The sequence below is a fragment of the Streptomyces sp. AK010 genome (assembly GCF_014207295.1).
Classification (GTDB): Bacteria; Actinomycetota; Actinomycetes; order Streptomycetales; family Streptomycetaceae; genus Streptomyces; species Streptomyces massasporeus.
Map to the genome: position 1 here is coordinate 177,294 of NZ_JACHCX010000003.1, position 20,669 is coordinate 197,962.

General features: G+C 73.1%; 19 protein-coding genes, 1 tRNA gene and 1 pseudogene. 10 read left to right on the forward strand and 11 right to left on the reverse strand.

Annotated elements, in window-relative coordinates; genetic code table 11:
• Positions 1-120: 120 nt before the first annotated feature.
• The 4 genes and pseudogenes from HDC93_RS07045 to HDC93_RS38170 all read right to left on the reverse strand — a co-directional run bounded on the left by HDC93_RS07045 (position 121) and on the right by HDC93_RS38170 (position 3,089).
• A complete protein-coding gene (locus tag HDC93_RS07045; protein WP_185008274.1) occupies positions 121-1,293 on the reverse strand; it encodes a lipid-transfer protein in 1,173 nt (390 codons plus the stop codon).
• The gene (locus HDC93_RS07050) at positions 1,290-1,673 is read right to left on the reverse strand and encodes a MaoC family dehydratase (protein WP_185008276.1); all 384 of its coding nucleotides are present in this window, start codon (positions 1,671-1,673) and stop codon (positions 1,290-1,292) included. Before HDC93_RS07050 ends, HDC93_RS07045 begins: the two co-directional genes overlap by 4 nt.
• A complete protein-coding gene (locus HDC93_RS07055; protein ID WP_185008278.1) occupies positions 1,670-2,581 on the reverse strand; it encodes a bifunctional MaoC family dehydratase N-terminal/OB-fold nucleic acid binding domain-containing protein in 912 nt (303 codons plus the stop codon). Before HDC93_RS07055 ends, HDC93_RS07050 begins: the two co-directional genes overlap by 4 nt.
• Positions 2,582-2,741: 160 nt before the next feature.
• Positions 2,742-3,089, reverse strand: a pseudogene (locus tag HDC93_RS38170) (hypothetical protein).
• A gap of 352 nt (positions 3,090-3,441) precedes the next feature.
• Here HDC93_RS38170 and HDC93_RS07060 point away from each other — a divergent pair.
• The 4 genes from HDC93_RS07060 to HDC93_RS07075 all read left to right on the forward strand — a co-directional run bounded on the left by HDC93_RS07060 (position 3,442) and on the right by HDC93_RS07075 (position 6,029).
• Entirely contained in the window at positions 3,442-4,308 is an 867-nt protein-coding gene (locus tag HDC93_RS07060; RefSeq protein ID WP_185008280.1) for a bifunctional DNA primase/polymerase, read from the forward strand.
• 94 nt (positions 4,309-4,402) lie between these two features.
• The gene (locus tag HDC93_RS07065) at positions 4,403-4,840 is read left to right on the forward strand and encodes a hypothetical protein (protein ID WP_260419456.1); all 438 of its coding nucleotides are present in this window, start codon (positions 4,403-4,405) and stop codon (positions 4,838-4,840) included.
• Positions 4,841-4,849: 9 nt separating this feature from the next.
• Positions 4,850-5,389 carry a DinB family protein gene (locus HDC93_RS07070; protein ID WP_185008283.1) on the forward strand — a complete coding sequence of 180 codons (540 nt, stop codon included), beginning with the start codon at positions 4,850-4,852 and terminating at the stop codon, positions 5,387-5,389.
• Positions 5,390-5,456: 67 nt separating this feature from the next.
• Complete coding sequence (locus HDC93_RS07075; protein ID WP_185008285.1) at positions 5,457-6,029, forward strand: GNAT family N-acetyltransferase; 573 nt, start codon at positions 5,457-5,459, stop codon at positions 6,027-6,029.
• Between the two features lie 260 nt (positions 6,030-6,289).
• On the opposite strand, the gene HDC93_RS07080 is transcribed toward HDC93_RS07075, so the two are convergent.
• Positions 6,290-10,783, reverse strand: a complete 4,494-nt coding sequence (locus tag HDC93_RS07080) for a PD40 domain-containing protein (RefSeq protein WP_185008287.1) — start codon at positions 10,781-10,783, stop codon at positions 6,290-6,292.
• Between the two features lie 467 nt (positions 10,784-11,250).
• Between HDC93_RS07080 and HDC93_RS07085 the strand changes: the two genes are divergently transcribed.
• The 3 genes from HDC93_RS07085 to HDC93_RS07095 all read left to right on the forward strand — a co-directional run bounded on the left by HDC93_RS07085 (position 11,251) and on the right by HDC93_RS07095 (position 12,769).
• Positions 11,251-11,688 carry a hypothetical protein gene (locus tag HDC93_RS07085; RefSeq protein ID WP_221516350.1) on the forward strand — a complete coding sequence of 146 codons (438 nt, stop codon included), beginning with the start codon at positions 11,251-11,253 and terminating at the stop codon, positions 11,686-11,688.
• A gap of 94 nt (positions 11,689-11,782) precedes the next feature.
• Positions 11,783-11,998 (forward strand): ferredoxin, encoded by a 216-nt coding sequence (locus tag HDC93_RS07090; protein WP_185008291.1) that lies wholly within the window; start codon positions 11,783-11,785, stop codon positions 11,996-11,998.
• A gap of 9 nt (positions 11,999-12,007) precedes the next feature.
• A complete protein-coding gene (locus HDC93_RS07095; protein WP_185008294.1) occupies positions 12,008-12,769 on the forward strand; it encodes a PIG-L deacetylase family protein in 762 nt (253 codons plus the stop codon).
• On the opposite strand, the gene HDC93_RS07100 is transcribed toward HDC93_RS07095, so the two are convergent.
• The 4 genes from HDC93_RS07100 to HDC93_RS07115 form a co-directional block, all read right to left on the reverse strand.
• Positions 12,764-13,534: a glycosyltransferase family 2 protein gene (locus tag HDC93_RS07100; protein WP_311774503.1), complete on the reverse strand. Its 771-nt coding sequence runs from the start codon at positions 13,532-13,534 to the stop codon at positions 12,764-12,766. The genes HDC93_RS07095 and HDC93_RS07100 overlap by 6 nt on opposite strands.
• A 40-nt stretch (positions 13,535-13,574) precedes the next feature.
• Positions 13,575-13,997, reverse strand: a complete 423-nt coding sequence (locus HDC93_RS07105; RefSeq protein WP_185008295.1) for a hypothetical protein — start codon at positions 13,995-13,997, stop codon at positions 13,575-13,577.
• Positions 13,998-14,125: 128 nt separating this feature from the next.
• Positions 14,126-14,212 (reverse strand) — tRNA-Ser (locus HDC93_RS07110).
• 63 nt (positions 14,213-14,275) lie between these two features.
• Entirely contained in the window at positions 14,276-15,700 is a 1,425-nt protein-coding gene (locus tag HDC93_RS07115) for a S1C family serine protease (RefSeq protein ID WP_185008297.1), read from the reverse strand.
• Between the two features lie 288 nt (positions 15,701-15,988).
• Here HDC93_RS07115 and HDC93_RS07120 point away from each other — a divergent pair, with 288 nt between their 5' ends.
• From HDC93_RS07120 to HDC93_RS07130, 3 genes are all read left to right on the forward strand, one after another.
• Positions 15,989-16,816 (forward strand): glycerophosphodiester phosphodiesterase, encoded by an 828-nt coding sequence (locus HDC93_RS07120; RefSeq protein ID WP_185008299.1) that lies wholly within the window; start codon positions 15,989-15,991, stop codon positions 16,814-16,816.
• A gap of 169 nt (positions 16,817-16,985) precedes the next feature.
• Positions 16,986-17,624, forward strand: coding sequence for an ATP-binding protein (locus HDC93_RS07125; protein WP_185008301.1), 639 nt, complete (start codon positions 16,986-16,988; stop codon positions 17,622-17,624).
• Between the two features lie 237 nt (positions 17,625-17,861).
• Positions 17,862-18,851, forward strand: a complete 990-nt coding sequence (locus HDC93_RS07130) for a DUF5926 family protein (RefSeq protein ID WP_185008303.1) — start codon at positions 17,862-17,864, stop codon at positions 18,849-18,851.
• A gap of 231 nt (positions 18,852-19,082) precedes the next feature.
• On the opposite strand, the gene HDC93_RS07135 is transcribed toward HDC93_RS07130, so the two are convergent.
• Both HDC93_RS07135 and HDC93_RS07140 read right to left on the reverse strand, forming a co-directional pair.
• Positions 19,083-19,820: a hypothetical protein gene (locus HDC93_RS07135; protein WP_185008305.1), complete on the reverse strand. Its 738-nt coding sequence runs from the start codon at positions 19,818-19,820 to the stop codon at positions 19,083-19,085.
• Positions 19,821-19,875: 55 nt separating this feature from the next.
• Positions 19,876-20,541 (reverse strand): bifunctional DNA primase/polymerase, encoded by a 666-nt coding sequence (locus tag HDC93_RS07140; RefSeq protein ID WP_185008307.1) that lies wholly within the window; start codon positions 20,539-20,541, stop codon positions 19,876-19,878.
• Positions 20,542-20,669 lie beyond the last annotated feature (128 nt).

The window sequence follows — 20,669 nt, forward strand, 5'->3', positions numbered from 1 at the left end:
GAGCGAGAGCACCGCGAGCGGATCGGCCGCAGGTCCCGGAGCGGGGTCCCCCTCAGGTTGTAGGGGTAGGGCCCGCTGCACCTCCCACAGGTGGAGCGCCGGCCCCGGGGTACCGCGGGTTCACCCCTGCGGGTCGGCGGTGAGAACGAGCCCCGACGTGGGTACGCCCGTCCCCGCCGTCACCAGGACCCGCTCCGCTCCGGGCACCTGGTTCGCCGCGGTGCCCCTGATCTGCCGGACGGCCTCCGCGATGCCGTTCATGCCGTGCAGATACGCCTCCCCCAGCTGCCCGCCGTGCGTGTTGAGGGGCAGGTGCTCCCCGGCCACGAAGTCCGCCGCCTCGCCGGGGCCGCAGAAGCCGAACTCCTCCAGCTGCGTCAGCACGAACGGCGTGAAGTGGTCGTAGAGGATGCCCACGTCGATGTCGGCCGGCGCGAGCCCCGAGGTCCGCCACAGCTGCCGGGCCACGACCGCGGCCTCGGGCAGGCCGGTCAGGTCGTCGCGGTAGAAGCTCGTCATCTGCTCCTGGGCGCGTCCGGCGCCCTGGGCCGCCGCGGCGATCACGGCGGGCGGGTGGGGCAGGTCACGGGCCCGGTCGAGCGAGGTGACGACGAGGGCCTGGCCGCCGTCCGTCTCCTGGCAGCAGTCCAGCAGCCGCAGCGGTTCGACGATCCAGCGCGAGGCGGCGTGGTCGGCCAGGGTGATGGGGCGGCCGTGGAAGTGGGCCGCCGGGTTGGTCGCCGCGTACTTCCGGTCGACGACCGCCACGTGCCCGAACGCCTCCGGGGTCAGCCCGTAGGTGTGCAGATAGCGCTGGGCGGCCATCGCCACCCAGGACGCCGGGGTGAGCAGGCCGAACGGCAGCGACCAGCCGAGGGCCGCGCCCTCCGCCGAAGGTTCCCGGTGCCGCACACCGGAGCCGAAGCGGCGGCCCGAGCGCTCGTTGAACGCCCGGTAGCAGACGACCACGTCGGCCACGCCCGCGGTGATCGCCAGGGCGGCCTGCTGGACGGTGGCGCAGGCCGCGCCGCCGCCGTAGTGGATGCGGGAGAAGAAGGAGAGCTCCCCGATGCCCGCCGCCTGGGCGACGGTGATCTCGGGGCTGGTGTCCATGGTGAAGGTGACCATTCCGTCGACGTCGGCGGGCGTCAGCCCCGCGTCCGCGAGGGCCGCCCGCACCGCCTCGACGGCGAGGCGCAGTTCGCTGCGGCCCGAGTCCTTGGAGAACGCGGTGGCCCCCACGCCGACGACGGCCGCCCGCCCGCCGAGTCCGTCCCTCCTCCTGAGGCTCATGCCGGGACCCTCACCGTCACGGTGCCGGTGACGTGCTCGCCGAGGCCGTTCGCGCCGACGACCCGGACGGTCGCCGTGTCACGGTCGACCTCCTCGACCGTGCCGGTCAGCACCATCGTGTCGCCGGGGTGGTTGGGCGCGCCGAGCCGGATGGCGACCCGGCGCAACTCCGCCCGCGGGCCGAAGTGGTCGGTGATGTAGCGGCCCACCAGGCCGTTGGTCGTCAGGATGTTCATGAAGATGTCGGGGGAGCCCTTCTGCCGCGCCAGGTCCGGGTCGTGGTGGACGTCCTGGTAGTCGCGGGAGGCGATCGCCCCGGCGACGATCAGGGTGCGGGTGATGGAAATCTCCAGCGGCGGGAGTCGGTCGCCGGCCTTCACGGCGCCACCCCCTGGAAGACGGGCAGCACCAGTTCGTCGTCGTAGCGCCGGAACTCCAGCCGCACCGGCATGCCGATCCGCACCTTGTCGTACGGCACGCCCACCACGTTGCTGACGATCCGCACCCCCTCGGCGAGCTCGATCAGCCCGACGGCGTAGGGCGGTTCGAAGGCCGGGAAGGGCGGGTGGTGCATGACGACGTAGGAGTGGACGGTGCCCTCGCCGCTCGCCTCGACGGTGTCCCAGTCGGGACAGCCGCAGCCGGTGCAGCCCGGCAGCCAGGGGAAACGCAGGGTGGTGCAGGCGGTGCAGCGCTGGATGAGGAGCGCGTGGCGGGCGACGCCCTCCCAGAAGCCGGCGTTGTCGCGGTTGACGACGGGGCGGGGGCGGCGTTCGGCCCGCCTCGAAGGCCGGTGTGCGGGTGCGTACTTGAGGATGCGGAAACGGTGGGTGCCGGCCGGCTCGCCGCCCGCGCGGACGTCGGTGCGGGTCGTGATGAAGTAACCCGTCCCGAGTTTCGTGGTCTTGCGGCCGGACACCGACTCGATCACCGAGTCGAACGTGATCTCGTCGCCCGGGCGCAGCGGGCGCAGGTACTCCTGTTCACAGTCGGTGGCGACGACCGCGTCGTGGCCCGACTCGTCCAGCAGGGTGAGGAGTTCGTCGTAGGCGGCCGTGCGTTCCGGGCGGCGGGTGAGGCCGGCCATGGTCCATGCCTGGAGCATGGTGGGCGGCGCGACGGCGTCCGGTCCCGAGTACGAGGGGCTCGTGTCGCCCATGGCCTCGCACCAGTGCCTGATCATCGGCTCGTTGACCGGGTCGCGGCCGACCCCGGTGGCGGCCGGCCGGCCCTCGTAGGCCTTCAGGCGCGCCTCGAACTCCTCGTGGACCTCCGGCTCACCACTCACGGTTTCTGACTGTCCGTCAGATACCGTGCTCCGTCAAGACCCCGCAGACGCGAAATCGCCTGCGCGGCGGTACCGGAGTACCGCCGCTCAGACATGTGTCACCCCACGAGACACACCCCCACGACACCTGGGCCGTTGCCGCCGCACCGGCCCGGTCAGCTCACCACCACAGCGGGGAGAAGCCGACAGCGGTGTTGGCGTTGCCCTGGTCGACGGCCGTGAACTCCGAGCCGTTGACCTGCGCGGTGTTGCTCTGGTTCGAGGCGCCGTCACCGACGGCCCGCTGCTGGGTGGTGGCCGCGTTGCCGAAGTTGTCGCCGCTGCCGCTGCCGCTGCCGAGGATGCCCTGCTAGGCCTCCGTGACGGACGCGATGGGTCCGTTGTCCGCGAAGGCGCCGTTGTCCGCCGTCGCGACACCGGTGAAGAGGGCGACTGCGAGCGGAAGGGCGCAGACGGCCGCGATGACGCGGGCGGTAGGGATGCTTGACCATGTTTTTTGCCCCTCCAGGACTTTCGGGAACCGAGGGCGCACCGGCTGACGACCGCCCGTACCTGCACCACTGCCGCCACCAAGCAAGTCGGCCGACCGTCCCGGTGCGGTGCTCGACGTCGCGAGTCCAGAGTTGCCCACCGAATCCCCGGCGAACCACACCGGAAGCCGCTATCGCACACAAGCGTGAGGTCATGTCGATAAACCCCTCTCCGTCACTTCCGTACCGGACGGGAGTGAAAGGGAGCGTTCGAACCCGGGTGCCGCAAGGGACGAAGCGTTCCAGCACTTTCGCCGGCCACCGCCCGACCCCGGCGCGTCGCACCCGCCCCCTCTTTCCTTTTTCGAACGTACGTACGAAACTAGCGTCATGGCCACCACCGACCGGCAGGCCACGACGCTGGCCCTCGCACACGCCCTGTCAGCCGCCGAACGCGGACTGGCCGTCATCCCCCTGTCCCGCTCCAAGCTCCCGGCCCTGCGCTCCCCGCACCCCGACGACCCCGCCCCCTCCCCCTGCCACGGCGCGTGCGGCCGCCTCGGGCACGGGGTCTACGACGCCTCCAGCGACCCGGACCGCATCCGCGAGCTGTTCGCCGCCGCGCCCTGGGCGACCGGCTACGGCATCGCCTGCGGGCTGCCCCCGCACCATCTGATCGGCCTCGACCTGGACGTGAAGACCGGCACGGACTCCTCGGCCGCCCTGCGCGAGCTGGCGCTGCGGCACCTGTTCACGATCCCGCCGACCGTGGTCGTCGTGACCCCGTCCGGCGGGCGGCACCTGTGGCTGAGCGGCCCGCCCGAGGTGGTCGTCCCCAACTCGGCGGGCCGGCTCGCTCCCGGCATCGACATCCGGGGCGCGGGCGGCTACCTGGTCGGCCCCGGCTCCCGCACGGGCCAGGGTGTGTACGCCGCCGCCCCCGGCACCGCACACCTCGCCCCCGCCCCCTGCCCCCGCTCCCTGCTCCGGCTGCTGCTCCCGCCTCCCCGCGCCCACCACCCGGTGGCCACGGCGGCCGACGGGCACGGCCAGGGCCTGGTCCAGTTCGTCCTGGCCGCGCACGAGGGCCAGCGCAACACCCGCCTGTTCTGGGCGGCCTGCCGCGCCTACGAGGACGGCATCGGCCCGGCGCTCGTGACCCCCCTGGTCGACGCGGCTCTGCACACCGGCCTGTCCGAGCGGGAGGCCCGGACGACGATCGCCTCGGCGGCACGGATGACGGGGCACCGGCCGTGAGCAGCACCCCGCCCATGACCCCCACCGGAAGACCTCGATGCACCGCCACGCACCATCGCCGGCCCCGGCGCCCCACCATGCGAGAACACCCGCCTTGGCGCTCGCCCGCCTCGTCCTGGCCTCCGGCCGCCCGGTGGACCTCGCCGAGCTGCGCTTCTCCTCGACCTACGGCGACCTCCAGGACGGCTACCCCTGCAAGCCGCTGAACGACCTGCGGATCCGGGACCTCCTGCGGGCCGCCGAGCGGTCCCGCCCGGGCACACCGGTGCACCTCGTCCCGCCCCGGCGCGAGTACCCCGACCAGTACGCGGGCGGCCTCGGGCCGGTCGAGGTGCTGCCCGCCGTGGCCTGCCTCGGCACGTTCCACTCCGCGGCCCTGGACCCGGCCCGCGACCCGGTCGCCTACCGCTCGCGCCTGACCGTCGTCTGGTTCCAGTCCACGCCGCGCCTGCCCTCGGACTGTGACGCCGAGCCCGCGCTGCGCACCCTCGACTGGCCGGTTCTGGCCCGGGACGCCCCGGCACGTACGTAGGGTCGTCCGATGAGCGCTTCCCGTACCGAACTGCTGCGCCGGCAGTTCGAGTTGACCTGGTCGCTGTTCGAGTACCACCTGGAGCGGCTGGAGCCGGAGGACTTCCTGTGGGAGCCCGTGGCGTACTGCTGGGCGATGCGCCGGGGGCCCGACGGCACCTGGGTCCCGGACTGGGCGGACACCGAACCCGACCCGGTGCCCGTCCCCACCCTCGGCTGGGTGAGCTGGCACCTCGGATGGTGGTGGAGCGTCACCCTCGACCACGTACAGGGCCGCCCGCCGCGCGACCGCGAGGACATCGTCTGGCCCGGCGAGGGCGCCCCCACGGTGGAGTGGCTGCGCGGCCTGCGCACCGAGTGGCTCAAGGTCCTGGACGACCTCACCGACCCGGACCTGGACGCCGCGGCCTCGTTCCCCTTGCCGGACGACCCCGAGTACACCGTCGCCCACATGCTGGCCTGGGTGAACGCGGAGCTGATGAAGAACGTGGCCGAGATCGGCCAACTGCGGCTGCTGCGGGCGGCGTCCGCACAGGGCGAGACGCGGTGAACGCGTTCGGCCCGGCCGGGCCCTGTCTCCCGGGGCGCGGCCGCCCCGTGCGTGGCATCGTGGGGGCATGAGCATCGTCGTCCGGCCGGCCGGGGACTTCGAGGACGTCCGTGCCGTGCTCGGGCCGAAGTCGCCCGGGGCGAACGCCTGCTGGTGTCTGAGCTACCGGCTCCCCTCCCGGCTCAACAACGAACTGCGCGGCCCGGCCCGCGGCGAGTACGTCGCCGAGCTGTGCCGCGCGCAGCCGCCCCCGGGGGTGCTCGCCCACGACGGTGACGAACCGGTCGGCTGGGCCGCCGTCGCCCCGCGTGCGGACACCTCGTTCGCCCGCAACCGCAAGATCCCGCACGTCGACGACCTGCCGGTGTGGTCGCTCTGGTGCGTCCGGGTCCGCCCCGGCCACCGCAAGCAGGGCATCTCGCACGCCCTCATCGCCGGCGCCGTCGCATTCGCCCGGGACCGGGGCGCGCCGGTGATCGAGGCGTATCCCCTGGACAACGGCGACGCCAGGGTCGACCTGACGATGGCCTACGCGGGTCTCAGGAAGAACTTCGAGCGCGCCGGCTTCGTCCACGCGGCGGACACGACGTCGGTCCTGGCCGGTCATCCCCGGATCCTGATGCGCCTCGACCTGCGCTGAGAGCTGTGCCTCGGCCGCACCGAACGGGGCGCTGAACGGGGCGCTGAACGGGGCGCTGAACGGGGCGCTGAACGGGGCGCTGAACAGGCCGTTGGAAAAGGCTCGACCGCTGGCGACGGGGGATGCACCAGCGGTCGAGCTATGGCCAAGGGTAACAAGCGCTTGCCCACCACGAGCCGACTGGCCGCCACGAAGGCCCGGTTGTGACTCGTATCACGCAACTGTCGTGATTGCCGGGCTCGTTGGACGGGACGACCGCGTCAGCCGTCGCACGGCGGATCGTAGGAGAGCCGGGGCAGGTACTCCCGCCAGGTGTCCTGCGTCAGCACACCCCGGGTCATCGAGCAGATGCGGCGCACGGCCGTGTCGACGTCGAGGTCCCAGAGCCGGATGGTGTCCGCGCCGCTCGACACCCCCAGCATCTGGCTGTTCGGCCTGAACGCCAGGAAGGTGCCGGTCTTGGAGTTGGGGCTCATCGACTGACCGATCGCGGTGGCGTGCGAGGGGTCGGAGACGTTCCACAGCCGGACGGTGCTGTCGTTGCCGCCACTGGCCAGGGTGCGGCCGTCCCGGCTGAACGTCAGCGACACGACCGCCTCCGTGTGGCCCGTGAGCCGCGCCTGCTGGGAGGCCTCGGCGCGGCCCGAGATGTCCCAGAGGCGCACCGAGTTGTCGTCACCGGCGCTGGCCAGGGTGCGGCCGTCACGGCTGTAGGCGAGCGCGTTGACCGCTCCGAGGTGGCCCCGCAGCGGCTTCCCGATCAGGGTCGCCCGGCCGGGGGCGGTCACGTTCCACAGCCGGATCGTGCCGTCCGCGCTGCCGCTGGCGAGCGTCCGGCCGTCCGGGCTGAACACGAGGTGGTTGACATAGCCCTTGTGGCCGGTGAGGGGCTTGCCGAGCGGGCGCGGGCGGGCCGGATCGCCCACGTTCCACAGCTGGATGGTGCGGTCGTCGTAGGCGGTGGCCAGGACCTGCCCGCCCGGGCTGAAGGCCAGCGGGTCGGCGTACCGGATGTGCAGGGGGGCGGGAGAGCCGTGGCGGACCGGGCGTTCGGGGTCGCCGAGGCTCCACAGCTCGACCACCCGGTCGCCCGTCACGACCGCGAGCGTGCGGCCGTCCGGGGAGAACTCCAGGGAGCGCACGTCGCCCTTGCCCGGGCGGAACGGTTCGCCCAACCGCACCGGCCTGCCGGGCCTGCGCACGTCCCACAGCCGGATCCGCCCGTCCCGCGCCGCCGTCGCGAGCAGCCGCCCGTCCGGCCGGAACACTCCGGTCCGGCCGGTCATGTCCGACGTCGGCAGCGACCACAGGCGGACCTTGTTGTCCCCCGCCCCGGTGGCGAGGGTGCGCCCGTCGGGGCTGAAGCCCAGCGCGTACATCTCGCCGCTGCTGCCCGCGAGGGGACCGCCGACCTGCGACGGGTACTCCGGGTCGCTGACCTTCCACAGGCTCGCGGTGCTGTCCGCGCTGGCCGCGGCGAGCATGTTCCCGTCGGGGCTGAAGGCCACCGACCAGACCGGACCGGTGTGACCGGTCAGCGGCGCGCCGATCGCGGCCGGGCGGCCCGGACCGGCCATGTTCCACAGTTGTACGGTGCCGTCCGCGCTGCCGCTGGCGAGGGTGCGGCCGTCGGGGCTGAAGGCCACGGAGTGCACGGTGGCCGTGTGCCCGGCCAGTGGCGTCCCGGCCGGCTCCGGGCGCGCGGGGTCGGAGACGTCCCACAGCCGGATCGTGCCGTCGTCGCCCCCCGCGGCCAGCGTCCGCCCGTCCGGGTCGAACGCCACCGAGCGCACGGCGGCCGTGTGCCCGGTCAGGGGCTCGCCCAGGGCCCGCGGCCGACGCGGGTCGGACGTGTTCCACAGCCGTACGGTGCCGTCGTCGCCCGCGGAGGCCAGCGTGCGCCCGTCCGGGCTGAAGGCGATCAGGTAGATCGTGCCGTCATGCCCGGTCAGGGGCTTGCCCAGCGACTTCGGGTGCCCGGGGTCGGACACGCCCCACAGCCGTACGGTGCCGTCGTCGGAGGCGCTGGCGAGCGTCCGGCCGTCCGGGCTGAAGACCGCGCTGCTCACCCAGCTCGTGTGCCCGGTCAGGGGGTTGCCCAGCGGCTTGGGGCGCTTGGGGTCGGCGACGTCCCACAGCCGCACGGTCCGGTCGTAGCTGGCGGTGGCCAGGATCCGTCCGTTCGGGCTGAAGGTCGTGAGGTAGACGGCGCCCGTGTGGCCGGTGAGAGGTGTGGAGAGCGGGGCGTTCACGATGGAGATCAGGCGGCTGTTCGCGCCCTTGTCGTCCGGCCGCAGCCCGTGCGCCACCAGGTCGAGCTGCGCGGACAGCGACGGATCGGTGTCCTGCAGGCGGTCGGACTGCGCGAGCACCTGCTCGAAGACGGCCTCGTCCCGCTGTTTCCAGGCGACGACGGCCGACCCGACGGCCACCACCGCCAGGACGACGAGCGTCGCCACCGCGCCCCGGCTGATCCAGATGATCCGCCTGCGCAGCCGCACCGACGCGGCCAGGAACTCCACGGCGCTGCGGGTCAGGAACGTGTCCCCGGCGGACCTCGCCCAGCCGTGAGCCTGCTCCAGCCGGGAGCCTCGGTAGAGCAGTGAGGCGTCGCGGTTCGACTCCTCCCAGGCCCGGCCGTCCTCCTCCAGGCGCTGGCGCAGCAGATTGCCCTGCCGGTCCTCGTCGATCCAGTCGCGCAGGCGCGGCCAGGCGTGCAGCAGGGCCTCGTGGGTGATCTCCACGGTCTCCGCGTCGAGCGTCACCAGCCGGGCGCGGACCAGCGTTTCGAGGGACTCCTCGGTCTTGCCCGGGTCGGTCGACTCCTCGGCCAGCTGACGCCGGGTCCCGCGGCGGCGCGTGGCCTGGGTGTCCTCGCCCAGCCGGACCAGACGGAGCAGGAGCAGCCGGGCAGCGGTGCGCGCGGCCGGGTCGAGGCCGGTCCAGGCCCGTTCGGCGGTCGCCGCGACCGCGCCCTGGATGCCACCGGCCGCGCGGTAGCCGGCCAGCGTGAGCCGGCCCGCCTTGCGTCGCTGCCAGGTGGCGAGCAGGGCGTGCGAGAGCAGTGGCAGCACGCCGGCGTCGTGCGCCCCGCGCGGGCCGTCGGTGCTGACCTCCCGGACGATCAGCTCCGCGAGCCCCGGTTCCAGCTCCAGACCGACGGCCTTGGCCGGGCCGGTCACCGCCTCGCGCAGTTCCGTGGTGGTGAGCGGCCCGAGCACCATGTGCCGGTGCTGGAGCGCGTCGGCCAGCTCGGGGTACCGCAGGCAGCGGTCGTAGAAGTCGGCGCGTATGCCCAGCACCACGATCGCCGGGGCCGGTTCGCCGGGGCCGGCGGGCGAGCAGGCGGCGTGCAGGACCTCGACGAAGGTACGCCGGTCCGCCTCGTCGGGGCAGAGGGTGAACGTCTCCTCGAACTGGTCCACGATGACGACCGGCCGGGCTCCGGAGGGGTCCACTCGCCGGGCCCAGGAGGAGACGGCGGCGCGGACGGCTTCGGAGGAGGGCGGGGCGGTGGAGGAGGGCGGGGCGGTGGAGGAGGGCGGGGCGGTGGAGGAGGGCGGGGCGGTCGTTAAGGGCGGGGCGTCGGATTCCGGGGCGGTTGGGTGTCCGGGCTGCTGCGGGGCGGGGTCGCCTGCGGGGGAGGGTGGCTGCGTGGGCTCGCCTGTCGGAGAGAGAGGCTGGGTGGGGTCGCCTGTCGGGGAGAGAGGCTGGGTGGGCTCGCCTGTCGGGGAGAGAGGCTGGGTGGGCTCGCCTGTGGGGGAGGCGTCGGAAGATCCGGGTCGCTCCGCGAGGGAGGTCTCGGAAAATCCGGGTCGCTCCGCGAGAGAGGTCTCGGAAAATCCGGGTCGCTCCGCGAGAGAGGTCTCGGAAAATCCGGGTCGCTCCGCGAGAGAGGTCTCGGAAGATCCGGGTGGCGCTGCGGGGGCGGCGTCGGACCCCACTGCCTCGGGCCGTGCCAAGGCCTTCCCGGGCGGGATCGAGGCCGAGACGAGGGCCGCCAGCTCGGGAATGCACCGGCCCAGTTCCGCCAGCGGATCGCCGCCCGGTACGAGCTGCACCACCTCTCGCGCCCGCCCGTTCCCGCCGGCGTTCCCGTCACCGCTCCCCTCGCCCTCGCCGTCGTCACCGCCCAGCGCGCCGTCCCGCAGGGCGGGCACCAGACCGGCGTTCAGCAGCGAGGACTTCCCCGCCCCCGACGCGCCCACGAGCATGACCAGCCCGCCGGCCCCCGCGACGGCCCCGAGCTGGGTGACGAGCGCGTCCGTGCTCCGCTCCCGGCCGAAGAACCACCGGGCGTCCTCGCGCCGGTAGGAGGCCAGCCCCCGGTACGGGCAGACCCCGCCGGGCGCCGACGCGGTGTCGTCCGCGGACCGCTGCCCGTCCTCGGCGGCGGACGCGGACCCCGCGGGACGCTCGCCGACCGGGTCGGCCACCGCGCTCTCCCACAGCCGATGCCACTGGCCGAGGTCGTACAGACCGGGGGAGACCGGAGTCGGCCGCGAGCGCCGCGCGTCGGGGATCAGCACGTGCAGCACCGCCGCAAGAGCGGGGAACTGGGCGGGTACGTTCCGGGCCCGGCGCCAGTCACTGATGCGCTGGGCGGACACCCGCACGGGCCGACCGCGTTCGTCGACGCGCTGAAGCCGGACGACCGCCTCGGACACACGCTTGAGGGGAGGGTTGCCGGCTTCCTTGTACAGCAGTGCGAGGCGTTCCGCGAAGGCGGTGCGTGCCCCCGAGTCGGAACTCAAGGTCTCAGCTCCTTACTTCCACGCCTGGACGTCCGGACCGGAAAACTCACCCTATATGGCTGACCTGCGGCAATACCGTCCGCCAAGCGCCGGAACCTCCTCCTCCGTGGCCGGAAATGGCAGGATCCGGACGCAGCAGAGCACCCATCCGGTCAGCTTCCGTCCGAGCCGGACGACGGCAGCTCCACCGTTCGGTACCGGTCCCCACGAGGGGAGGGACCGGTGCCGGACGACGTGGTGAGCCTCCTTGGCGGACACCGCCCCGCACCCCCGTCGGACATCACCCCCTACCCCCGGCGGACCGTGTACTCGCACCCGGCGAACCCACTCGATCGACCCTGGCCAACTGACGACCCGTCAGCTATGGTCGCCCTGCCGTACCGCTTCCGGAGCGATGTACAGGGGTGAGCGCAGTGGAGTCACGTCCCGAGAGCCCACGACCGCAGGGTGCTCCGCGCTGGGTCGCGATGTTCTACCGACCGGCCACGGGCTCCTGGCGGACGGCCGCGCAATCGCCCCACCGCACGCCCGTGCTGTACGCCCTCGGCGAGATGACCCAGACCCTGCGCGCACGGGGCGACGAGGTGACGGTCGCCCTGTGGGGACCGAGGGACGGCGCATGGCACCGCTTCGACACCCCGCATCGCCGGACCACCACTTCTCAGCCCATTCCCGAGCCGATCCCCGAGCCCGTGCCCGAGCGCTCCCCCGGCGGACCGGCCAAGCTGGCGGAACGGATGACCGGCCGCCGCCACCAGGTCCTCATGGCCGCCCTGACCAAGGCGGGCCTCTACGACTTCTCCCCCGAGGACGACACGACCGTCCAGGCCCTGGTCGAACGACTCGACGAGGCCGCCGTACGACGGGTCGCCCACTGGCTGGCGACCGCCGGAGACACGCGGTGACCGGCCCGGTTCAGCCCGCGTCCCACTGGGCAGTCAACTCCCGACGGCCATGGGGTTCCTGGTCCCGATGCCGTCAGGAGGGGGACAAAGGGGCATGAGGGTCTTCGTGGACCGCGACCTCTGCTACGGCTCCGCCGAGTGCGCCCACCGGGCCCCGGCGGTCTTCGACTTCGTCGACGGCTTCGGCGTCGTCCGCCCGGGCCGCGAGGAGACGGGCGGGGATCCGTCGATCCTGGAGGCGGTCGAGAAGTGCCCGAGCCAGGCGATCAGCATCACCCAGGCACCGCCGCCGGCACCGGACCGGCCGTAGCGAGAACGGATGCCGACACCGAGCCTGCTCGCGGTCTTCGCCCATCCCGACGACGAGTCCCTGTCGGCGGGCGGTGTCCTCGCCCGCCACGCGTCGGAGGGTGCGCGCACGGCGGTCGTCACGGCGACCTGGTCGGCGGACACCCCGCGCGCCGTGGAACTGGCCGAGGCGCTCCGCATCCTGGGCGCGGGCACCCCGCGCATGCTGGGCTACGCCGACTCCCGGGTCCCGCACTCGGCTCCGGGCAGGCCCCGTTGGTGCGCCGCCCCACTGGACGAGACGGTGCGGGAACTGGTCGCACACCTCCGGGACTTCCGCCCGGAGATCGTCGTCACCCATGACGCTTACGGCGGCCCGACCGGCCACGAGGACCATGTGCACACCCACCGCGTGACCGCGCTCGCGGTCCATGCCGCCGGCCTGGAACGCCTGTATCCGGACGCGGGAGAGCCCTGGCAGCCGAGCGTCCTGTACCTGTCCACGCACCCGCACGCGGCGGTCGAGGCATGGGGTGGACACCTCGCCACCGTCGGGAAGGCCCTCTTCACGGTCCCCGGTGAACGCGTCACCGCCACCGTCGACGTCACTCCCTGGCTGGAGCGGAAGGTCGCGGCGATCCTGGCCCACCGCACGGAGGTGACGCGAGGAGCAGCGCCGGGCCTCGTCGCCGCCCTCCCCGCGCCCGAACGGGAACGGCTGCTGGGCACGGAGCACTACACCCGCCACGACCTGACGCCGACGGCCACGGCGCAGACCGAACTGCTCTCATAGCGCGGCCGAGGCACCCCACCGAAGTCGGGACAGCGCCCTGGCCCTGGCCTCCACGACCGCCATCCGCACCTCGCGCTCGGCCCGGTCCACGTGGGCCGCCTGTCCGGTCACCTGCCCGTCCCACTTCCGGTACAGCAGGCCCACCTCCCCCGAGAACCAGCCCCGGCTCACCGCGTTCAGCGCCAGTAACAGCCCCGTGTCCTCCGAGGCGGGCAGCGCCATCCAGCCGCCCAGGGCGAGCAGCAACTCCCGTCGCACGAACAGCGAGGCGGGATGCACCTGCGCGAGGAAGCCGTTCGCCTTCCAGTGCGCGAGCACGGCTCCGCGCTCTATCGGCCCCTGGTCCGGATCGCCCGGGAACCCGACGGTCGACCCGTCGGGCAGGAGGTCGAGCACCCGGGACGTGGCCCATCCGAGGTCCGGGTCCCGTTCCAGCACGGCGAGATCCCGCGCGAGCGCGCCCGGCGCCAACTGGTCGTCGGCGTCGAGGACCTTCACGTACGGCCCGTCCCCGTGGGCCAGCGCCATGGTCCTCGCGACCCCGGGCCCCCCGGCCCGCCCCTGCCGGAACGTCACGCGCGCGTCCCTCGGCACGTACGGCCCGACGTCCTCGCTCTCCCCGTCCTCCCGCACGACCCAGTGCCACTCCCAGCCCTCGGGAAGCCGCTGCGCGCACAACGACGCGTAGGCCTCCGGCAGGAACCGGGCATGGGGGCCGTGCACGGCGGTGACGACGACGATGCGCCGACTCACGGCGACGCTCACCCACCCTTCTCCGACCGGCACGCCCTGGTGATCGTAGTGCTCAGGGCGTGAGCGGCCGGCTGCCCGGTTCCACGACGAGGTGATAGCCGCCGGCCAGGTCGATCCCGGTCCGCTCGCGCAGCAGCGAGACCGCGGCGATCTGCCGGCCGCTGCCGAGCAGCGCGGTCAGCTCCCCGACCAGCGGAGCATCGGGCCGACGCAGGGCCCCAGAGCGTACCGACCAGCGGAGCACGGGGCCGACGCAGGGCCTCCAGCGCGTACCGCTGCTCGTGGGCAGCTCCTGCCCGTCGACCAGCAACTCCAGGGCCTCCCGCGCCGGCCCCCGCTTGAGCCACGAGTCCTTGCGCAACCGCCGCACGGCCTTGCCCGCCCGCCCCTCCCGCGCCAGCGCCCTCGCCTCGCCCTGGGCCTCATGCCCGACGGGGGTGATCACCGCGGCGGTCCGGGCCTTGGTGTTCGTCATGGCACTCCTGGCGTCGTGGGGGGGCTCACGCCTGAAGACGGCGCAGAGCCCGCCGCAGTTGTTCCACGCGGAAGGGGCGCCTCTCGGCGAGAGGCGCCCCTTCCGTACTGCCACATCTATGACCTGCGCGGAGGCGGTGGGATTTGAACCCACGGTGACATCGCTGCCACGACGGTTTTCAAGACCGTTCCCTTCGGCCGCTCGGGCACGCCTCCCCGCGCCGGCCGTGATCGGCGGCGCGGGGACAAGGGTAACGGGTCGGTGCGGGCGGGTGGGCGTCAGTTGTCGCCGACGCGGGAGCCGAGCGTGACCTCGACCGTGTGCTGCCTGCCGCCGCGCTCGTAGGTGATCGTGACCTTGTCGCCGGGCTGGTGGGTCCAGATCTCGCCGATCAGCGTGGGGCCGGAGTCGATCACCCGGTCGTCCAGCTTGGTGATGACGTCGCCCGGCTTGAGGCCCGCCTTGGCGGCCGGGCCGCCCGGCTCGACCGGCGCCGCGCCGCCCGCGCCCTGGTCGGTGATCTGCGCGCCCTCGGAGCTGTCGTCCAGGGAGACGGACGCGCCGATCTTCGCGTACACCGGCTTGCCGTTCTTGATCAGCTCCTGGGCGACGTACTTGGCCTGGTTGATCGGGATGGCGAAGCCCAGGCCGATCGAGCCCGACTGACCGGTGCCGAAGCCGCCGTTGCCGGTGGACTGGATCGCGGAGTTGATGCCGATGACATTGCCCTGCGCGTCCAGCAGCGGACCGCCGGAGTTGCCCGGGTTGATCGAGGCGTCGGTCTGCAGGGCGCTCATGTACGACGCCTGGCTGCCGCTGCCGTCGCTGGAGGCCACCGGGCGGTTCTTGGCGCTGATGATGCCCGTCGTCACCGTGTCGGACAGGCCGAACGGGGCGCCGATCGCGATGGTCGAGTCGCCGACGGCCACCTTGTCCGAGTCGCCGAGGGTGAGCGGCTTCAGGTCGGAGGGGGCGTCCTTGAGCTTGATGACCGCCACGTCGTAGCCCTGCGCGTGACCGACCACCTCGGCGTCGTACTTCTTGCCGGTCGGGAAGGTCGCCGTGAGCTTGCCGCCGTCCACCGCGTCCGCCACCACGTGGTTGTTGGTGACGATGTGGCCCTGCTTGTCGAAGACGAAGCCCGTGCCGGTGCCGCCCTCGCCGCTGGTGCTCTCGGCCTCGATCGTGACCGTGCTGGGCAGCGCCTTGGCGGCGACACCCGCGGTCGTGCCCGGGTCGCGCTTGACGTCACCGCCGTTCGCGGAGGCCGAGACCGTCGTCGAGCCGGTGCTCTCGTCGTTGCCCTTCGCCAGCACGTAGCCGAGCCCGCCGCCGAGGCCGCCCGCCACCAGGGCGGCCACCAGGACCGCGGCGACCAGACCACCGCGCCCGCGGCCGGACTTCGGCGCCGGCTGGTACGACGAGCCCCAGCCGCCCGGGCCGGTCCCGGAACCGCCGTCGCCGTAGGGGGCGGTCGGCGGCGGGGGCGGGGGCCAGGACGGGTCGGGGGCGGAAGAGGAGGCGCCGGTGTGGCCGGCGTCGCCGGATGCGCCCTGCCCCTGGGGGGCCTGCCCCTGGGCGTCCTGCCCGTACGGCCCCTGGGGGGCCTGTGCCTGGGGCGCCGGAGCAGCGGGAGCGTCCCCCGGCACGGGGGGTGCGGACGGGGCGGGGGGTACCGCGGTGCCCTCGTTCTCGGTGCTCACAGCTTCTCTCCTAGATCCACGGCTGTTTTCCGGGTCGCACTCGGTCACGCTGTCCCACGCCGGTCGACTGGTCCGGCGCGCTGCAGCTGTGCTTGTCCCTTTGTATGCCGTCAGCTTTTCCCACAGGCCGTCAGAGCACCATAAGCGGTGCCTGTGCGTCCGCGGCCATTCTTTATATAGGTCATTACTGGCCAAAAGGATGCAATCCCAATGCCTCCGTCCGGACTTGTCCCACCGTCGAGTCCGTCCGACCGGACGCGTACCCGCACTCGGTGGCACCATGACGCGGTGACCCACGCACGACAGCACGTGATTCAAGTCGTCGCCCACCGCGGAGCCTCCGAGGACGCCCCGGAACACACCCTGGCCGCGTACACCAAGGCGATCGAGGACGGCGCGGACGCCCTCGAATGCGATGTGCGCCTCACCGCCGACGGCCACCTGGTGTGTGTACACGACCGCCGGATCAACCGTACGTCCAACGGCCGCGGTGCGGTCTCCGCGCTGGAGCTCGCCGACCTCGCCGCCCTGGACTTCGGCTCCTGGAAGACGGGCGAGGCCTGGAAGGGACGCGACGAGGAACCCGAGTGGGAGCACCGCCCGGAGGACCGCGAGGCGACCTCCGTCCTCACCCTGGAACGGCTGCTGGAACTCGTCGCCGACGCCCCGCGCCGGGTGGAACTGGCCATCGAGACCAAGCACCCCACCCGCTGGGCGGGCCAGGTCGAGGACCGGCTGCTGGTCCTGCTGAAGCGCTTCGGCCTCGACGCCCCGGCCTCCGCGGAGGAGTCACAGGTGCGGGTCATGAGCTTCTCCGCCCGCTCGCTGACCCGCGTGCGTGCCGCCTCGCCGACCCTTCCGACGGTCTACCTGACGCAGTTCCTCTCACCCCGGCTGCGCGACGGACGGCTGCCCCCGGGCGTACGGATCGCCGGGCCCTCCATCCGGATCGTGCGCAACCACCCCACGTACATCGAGCGCCTGAAGCAGGCCGGACACCAGGTGCACGTGTGGACCGTGAACGAGCCCGGGGACGTGGACCACTGCGTCGGACTGGGCGTCGACGCCATCATCACCAACCGCCCGCGCGCGGTGCTGGACCAGCTGGGCCGCTGACGTCCGGCTCCCGCACCCCCAACCTCTCAAGTCACACCAGAACCACGCACACCTCTTGACCCCGGGCCTCGGCGGGCGGGATCCTCCCTTCTCGGCCACACCGATGAATTCCGGCCATGCGATTACAGGGAGCGCTCCGGTGCGTTCGGTCCGTATTCGCTCATGGTGAATGCGTCACCGGACGTGGATCGGCCGGTTTCCGGTACAGGCCAATGGGGCATCCACACCGTGGCGTGGGGCGAAGGAGGTCTCGGGGGTGGCGTTGGTGGTGGCACAGGAGGTGCCCACGTCGTCGAGCATGGCCGTACCCCATGGCCCTGCGGGCGTGGGGGAGGCGCGACACCGGATGCGGGCGCAGCTGCGCAGAGGTGGAGTCGCGGAATCGGTCATCGACGACGCCGTACTGATCCTGTCCGAACTCTTGAGCAACGCGTGCAAGCACGGCAGGCCGCTGGGCGACGCGTTCGCCGGTGACGGCGACGTCCGTGCCGCCTGGCGCGTGGAACCGGCCGGCCGGCTCGTCGTCGAGGTCACGGACGGCGGCGGCCCGACCCGCCCCGCCCCCGCGACCCCGTCGGTCACGGCACACGGCGGCCGCGGGCTGAACATCATCACCGCGCTCGCCGACGACTGGGGCGTGCGGGACGACACCCGCGGCGAGGTCACCGTGTGGGTCATCGTCCATGACGACGTCCACGACCCGGACGCGGGCCACCGCCGCGACGACTTCGCCACGCGCGTCATCGCCCCCGCGGTCTCCCGGATACCCGGGCTCGACTTCGCGGACGCCTTCGACGACATGGACTGAGAACGGCAGGGACCGAGAACCGCAGGGACCGAGAACCGCAGGGACCGAGAACCGCAGGGACCGAGAACCGCGGGGACCGAGAACCGCGGGGACCGAGAACCGCGGGGACCGAGAACGGCAGGTACCGAGCCCGTACGCCGCGCTGGACCGGCGGTTGTCCACAGGACCCCGTCGCCCCGGGCACGAACGGCTAGGCTCGCGACCGTACGAGACGAGCCGTAACCGGGAGACCCATCGATGGCCAAGAAGCGACCCCAGACGAAGGCCAAGCGCCCGCAGACCACGGGCGGAGCCCGCACCGCTGGTGCCGATGGAGACGTTCCGGTCGTCGGCGCTCGTGAACCCTGCCCCTGCGGCAGCGGCCGCCGCTACAAGGCCTGCCACGGCCGGGCCGCCTCGCACGCCGCGACCGAGCTGGTGCACCGCCCCTTCGAGGGCCTGCCCGGCGAGTGCGACTGGGTGGCCCTGCGCGAGCTGGTCCCGGCGGCCACGGTCGAGCTGACCCTCAAGGACGGCCTGCCCGAGGGCGTCCCGGCGGTCACCCTGGCCACGGTCCTCCCCATGGCCTGGCCGGCGCTGCGCCGCGACGACGGCTCGGTCCTGCTCGGCCTGCAGAACGACACCTCGTCCGGCGACATCAGCCGCGACCTCGCCGACACCCTCCAGCGCGCCCTGGAAGCCGAGCCGGGCACGCCCGTCCAGGGCCGCCGCGCCCCGGCCGACAGCCCGCGGCTGCAGGACCTGCTCGACCCCGAGGGCGCGTTCGAGCCAGAAGTGCACAGCGGCTTCGAGTTCTGGGTGCCGGATCCGGAGAATGCCACGCCCGACGTGACCGCCTCCCTGGAGCGGGCCAACGCCGCGGCCATCCCGACCGTCAAGCTCCAGGGCGTGGACGCCGCGTACTGGTGCGAGACGCCGGAGAAGAACCATCTGCGGTGGGTCATGCCGCACGCCGAGGAGCTGCTTCTGGACGCGCTCGCGCGGCTGCACGCCGCGGGCCGCTCCAGCCTCGGCGAGGGCACCCGCCTGGTGGGCTCCTTCCGCGCTCACGGACTCACGGTGCCGGTGTGGGACCTGCCCAGCGGGGTCACGGCCGAGGACGTCGAGAAGCCGGCGGCGGAGTTCGCCGAGCGCCTCGCCACCGCCCTGGCGTCGGACGAGCCGCTCACCCCGGACGAGCGCCGCGCCCGCGGCGGCCTCACCAACCGGCAGGTCACGCTCAGCTGACGCCCGCCCGGCACCCGGTCGGCCGGACCACCGGCCGGCCGGGGTGTCGCGCCTTCGACGGATCGCAACTCCCGTCGGGGACAGGCCAGTCGGTGACTGGAAAGGCGAGTTCGAATTTGCGAACCGCCGATCTCTTGTTACCGTTCCTGTAGCCCGGTTGCTGGTGCATCCCCCGTCGCCAGCAACCGGGTCTTTGCGTCTCCGCTTCCGTTCACCGAACGCAGCAGCTCGTCAACTGCCCGTTCCTGCAGGTGAGTTGCTCCCCGAGCGCAGCAGCAGCGGCCCCAGCCCGCCCCGCTCCGCGAACTCCGCGACGGCCGTGTACGCCGCCGGATTTCCACGTGCGGGCTCCCGGGGCGTCTCACAGGTCCCCGGCTCGTCCTCCGCCCCCACGGCGCACGTCATACGCACGTTCCGGTCATCAGGACCCATCAGGCTCAGCACGGCGTCCAGCGCCTCACCCGTCGCATTGCGGTAGTAGGTCCGCGCCCAGGTCTGCGCACCCTGCGTCACCACACAGGTCTGTGCCTCGATGCCGTCGGGGGAGGTGAGTTCGGGGCCGCAGCGCACGGCGGTCGACAGTCCCTGGCCGAGCACGGGGAGAGCGGCGACGGCGGAGGGCTCCGGGGCCCCGGGCGCCTTGTCGTCGGCGCGCGAGGAAGGCCGTAGGGCACGGGAACCGGACGCGCGGGAGTCGGCACGGCCCGAGCCCGCAGCACCCACCGAACCCACGGCACCCTTGGAACCCACGGCACCCACCGAACCCACGGCACCCTTGGAACCCACGGCACCCACCGAACCCGCGGCACCCTTGGAACCCACGGCACCCTTGGGCCCAGCGGACCCGGTGGACCCCGCGGACGCCGCCGCCAGCGGCAGTGCGATCGCGCACGCCGCCACGACGCCCGCCAGGGCGAGGAATCTGGTCTTTCGGGAGTCCCGGGAGCGGCCCCGGGCGTGTCGCCGCATGGTTCCGGAACTTAACGCGCCGGGGCGGTCACCGGGCCCGGCGCGCCCGACGGCCCTAGAACTCGGGCGCGCTCACACCCGTACGAGTGAGGGCCTCGACCACGGCGTCCACCACGGCCTCGACATCGGGCACCCACGGGGAGGCCGAGCCGGGCAGCGGCGCGCGCTCCCAGCGGATCTCGCCACCACCGGTCTCGGACGGAGGCAGGGCCAGGTAACCGCCCTCGCCGTGGAAGCGGAGGGAGCCGGGCACGAAGTCCTTGGCGTAGAGCAGCTCGCCGAGCTGCTCCATGGAGTACGGCTTCACGAGGATCGCCCAGCGGGCGGGGGAGGCGACGACCGGACCGAGCCGCATGCCCATCTGGTCGAGCGCCTTGAGGGCGCGGGCGGCCGGCAGGGCCGGCAGGGAGACCGCGCAGGGGGCGTGGCCGCCGGTGGCCAGGACGATCGGCGCCGTCGGCCGGTTGCCCCACCACCAGCGCACCATGCGTCCGTCGGTGGTGGCCGCGAGGAGGCCGGGGTCGAAGGGATGTGCTCCGGGCACCGTGCAGTCGGGGTCGGGGCAGCTGCAGCGGGAGTGCCGCTGCGGGTCCGCCGCCACACCCGGCATCACAGGCCACCGCCACTGCGTCGCATAGGTCAGGGCCGCGTCGATCAGCTCAGGCTTCCCGTCGCTGCGCTGGGACAAGAGCCTGCGTCGCCTTCCGAGGATCTCGCGCATGAGCGCTCGTTCCTTTCCGTTGCACGCCTGGCAACACCGTGGTCCACGTCACATCATGTGTCGATCACTTCACTGTGCGTACCTGTTGGCGCATCACACCCCTGCTTGAAGCAAGGGGAACCCCTATG

Excerpts from the sequence above, each read along its gene's own strand:
- HDC93_RS07045 (WP_185008274.1), bottom strand. The coding sequence starts at position 1,293 with ATGAGCCTCAGGAGGAGGGACGGACTCGGCGGGCGGGCGGCCGTCGTC.
- HDC93_RS07060 (WP_185008280.1), top strand. The coding sequence starts at position 3,442 with ATGGCCACCACCGACCGGCAGGCCACGACGCTGGCCCTCGCACACGCC.
- HDC93_RS07070 (WP_185008283.1), top strand. The coding sequence starts at position 4,850 with ATGAGCGCTTCCCGTACCGAACTGCTGCGCCGGCAGTTCGAGTTGACC.
- HDC93_RS07075 (WP_185008285.1), top strand. The coding sequence starts at position 5,457 with ATGAGCATCGTCGTCCGGCCGGCCGGGGACTTCGAGGACGTCCGTGCC.
- HDC93_RS07085 (WP_221516350.1), top strand. The coding sequence starts at position 11,251 with ATGTTCTACCGACCGGCCACGGGCTCCTGGCGGACGGCCGCGCAATCG.
- HDC93_RS07090 (WP_185008291.1), top strand. The coding sequence starts at position 11,783 with ATGAGGGTCTTCGTGGACCGCGACCTCTGCTACGGCTCCGCCGAGTGC.
- HDC93_RS07095 (WP_185008294.1), top strand. The coding sequence starts at position 12,008 with ATGCCGACACCGAGCCTGCTCGCGGTCTTCGCCCATCCCGACGACGAG.
- HDC93_RS07105 (WP_185008295.1), bottom strand. The coding sequence starts at position 13,997 with ATGACGAACACCAAGGCCCGGACCGCCGCGGTGATCACCCCCGTCGGG.
- HDC93_RS07125 (WP_185008301.1), top strand. The coding sequence starts at position 16,986 with ATGCGTCACCGGACGTGGATCGGCCGGTTTCCGGTACAGGCCAATGGG.
- HDC93_RS07130 (WP_185008303.1), top strand. The coding sequence starts at position 17,862 with ATGGCCAAGAAGCGACCCCAGACGAAGGCCAAGCGCCCGCAGACCACG.
- HDC93_RS07135 (WP_185008305.1), bottom strand. The coding sequence starts at position 19,820 with ATGCGGCGACACGCCCGGGGCCGCTCCCGGGACTCCCGAAAGACCAGA.
- HDC93_RS07140 (WP_185008307.1), bottom strand. The coding sequence starts at position 20,541 with ATGCGCGAGATCCTCGGAAGGCGACGCAGGCTCTTGTCCCAGCGCAGC.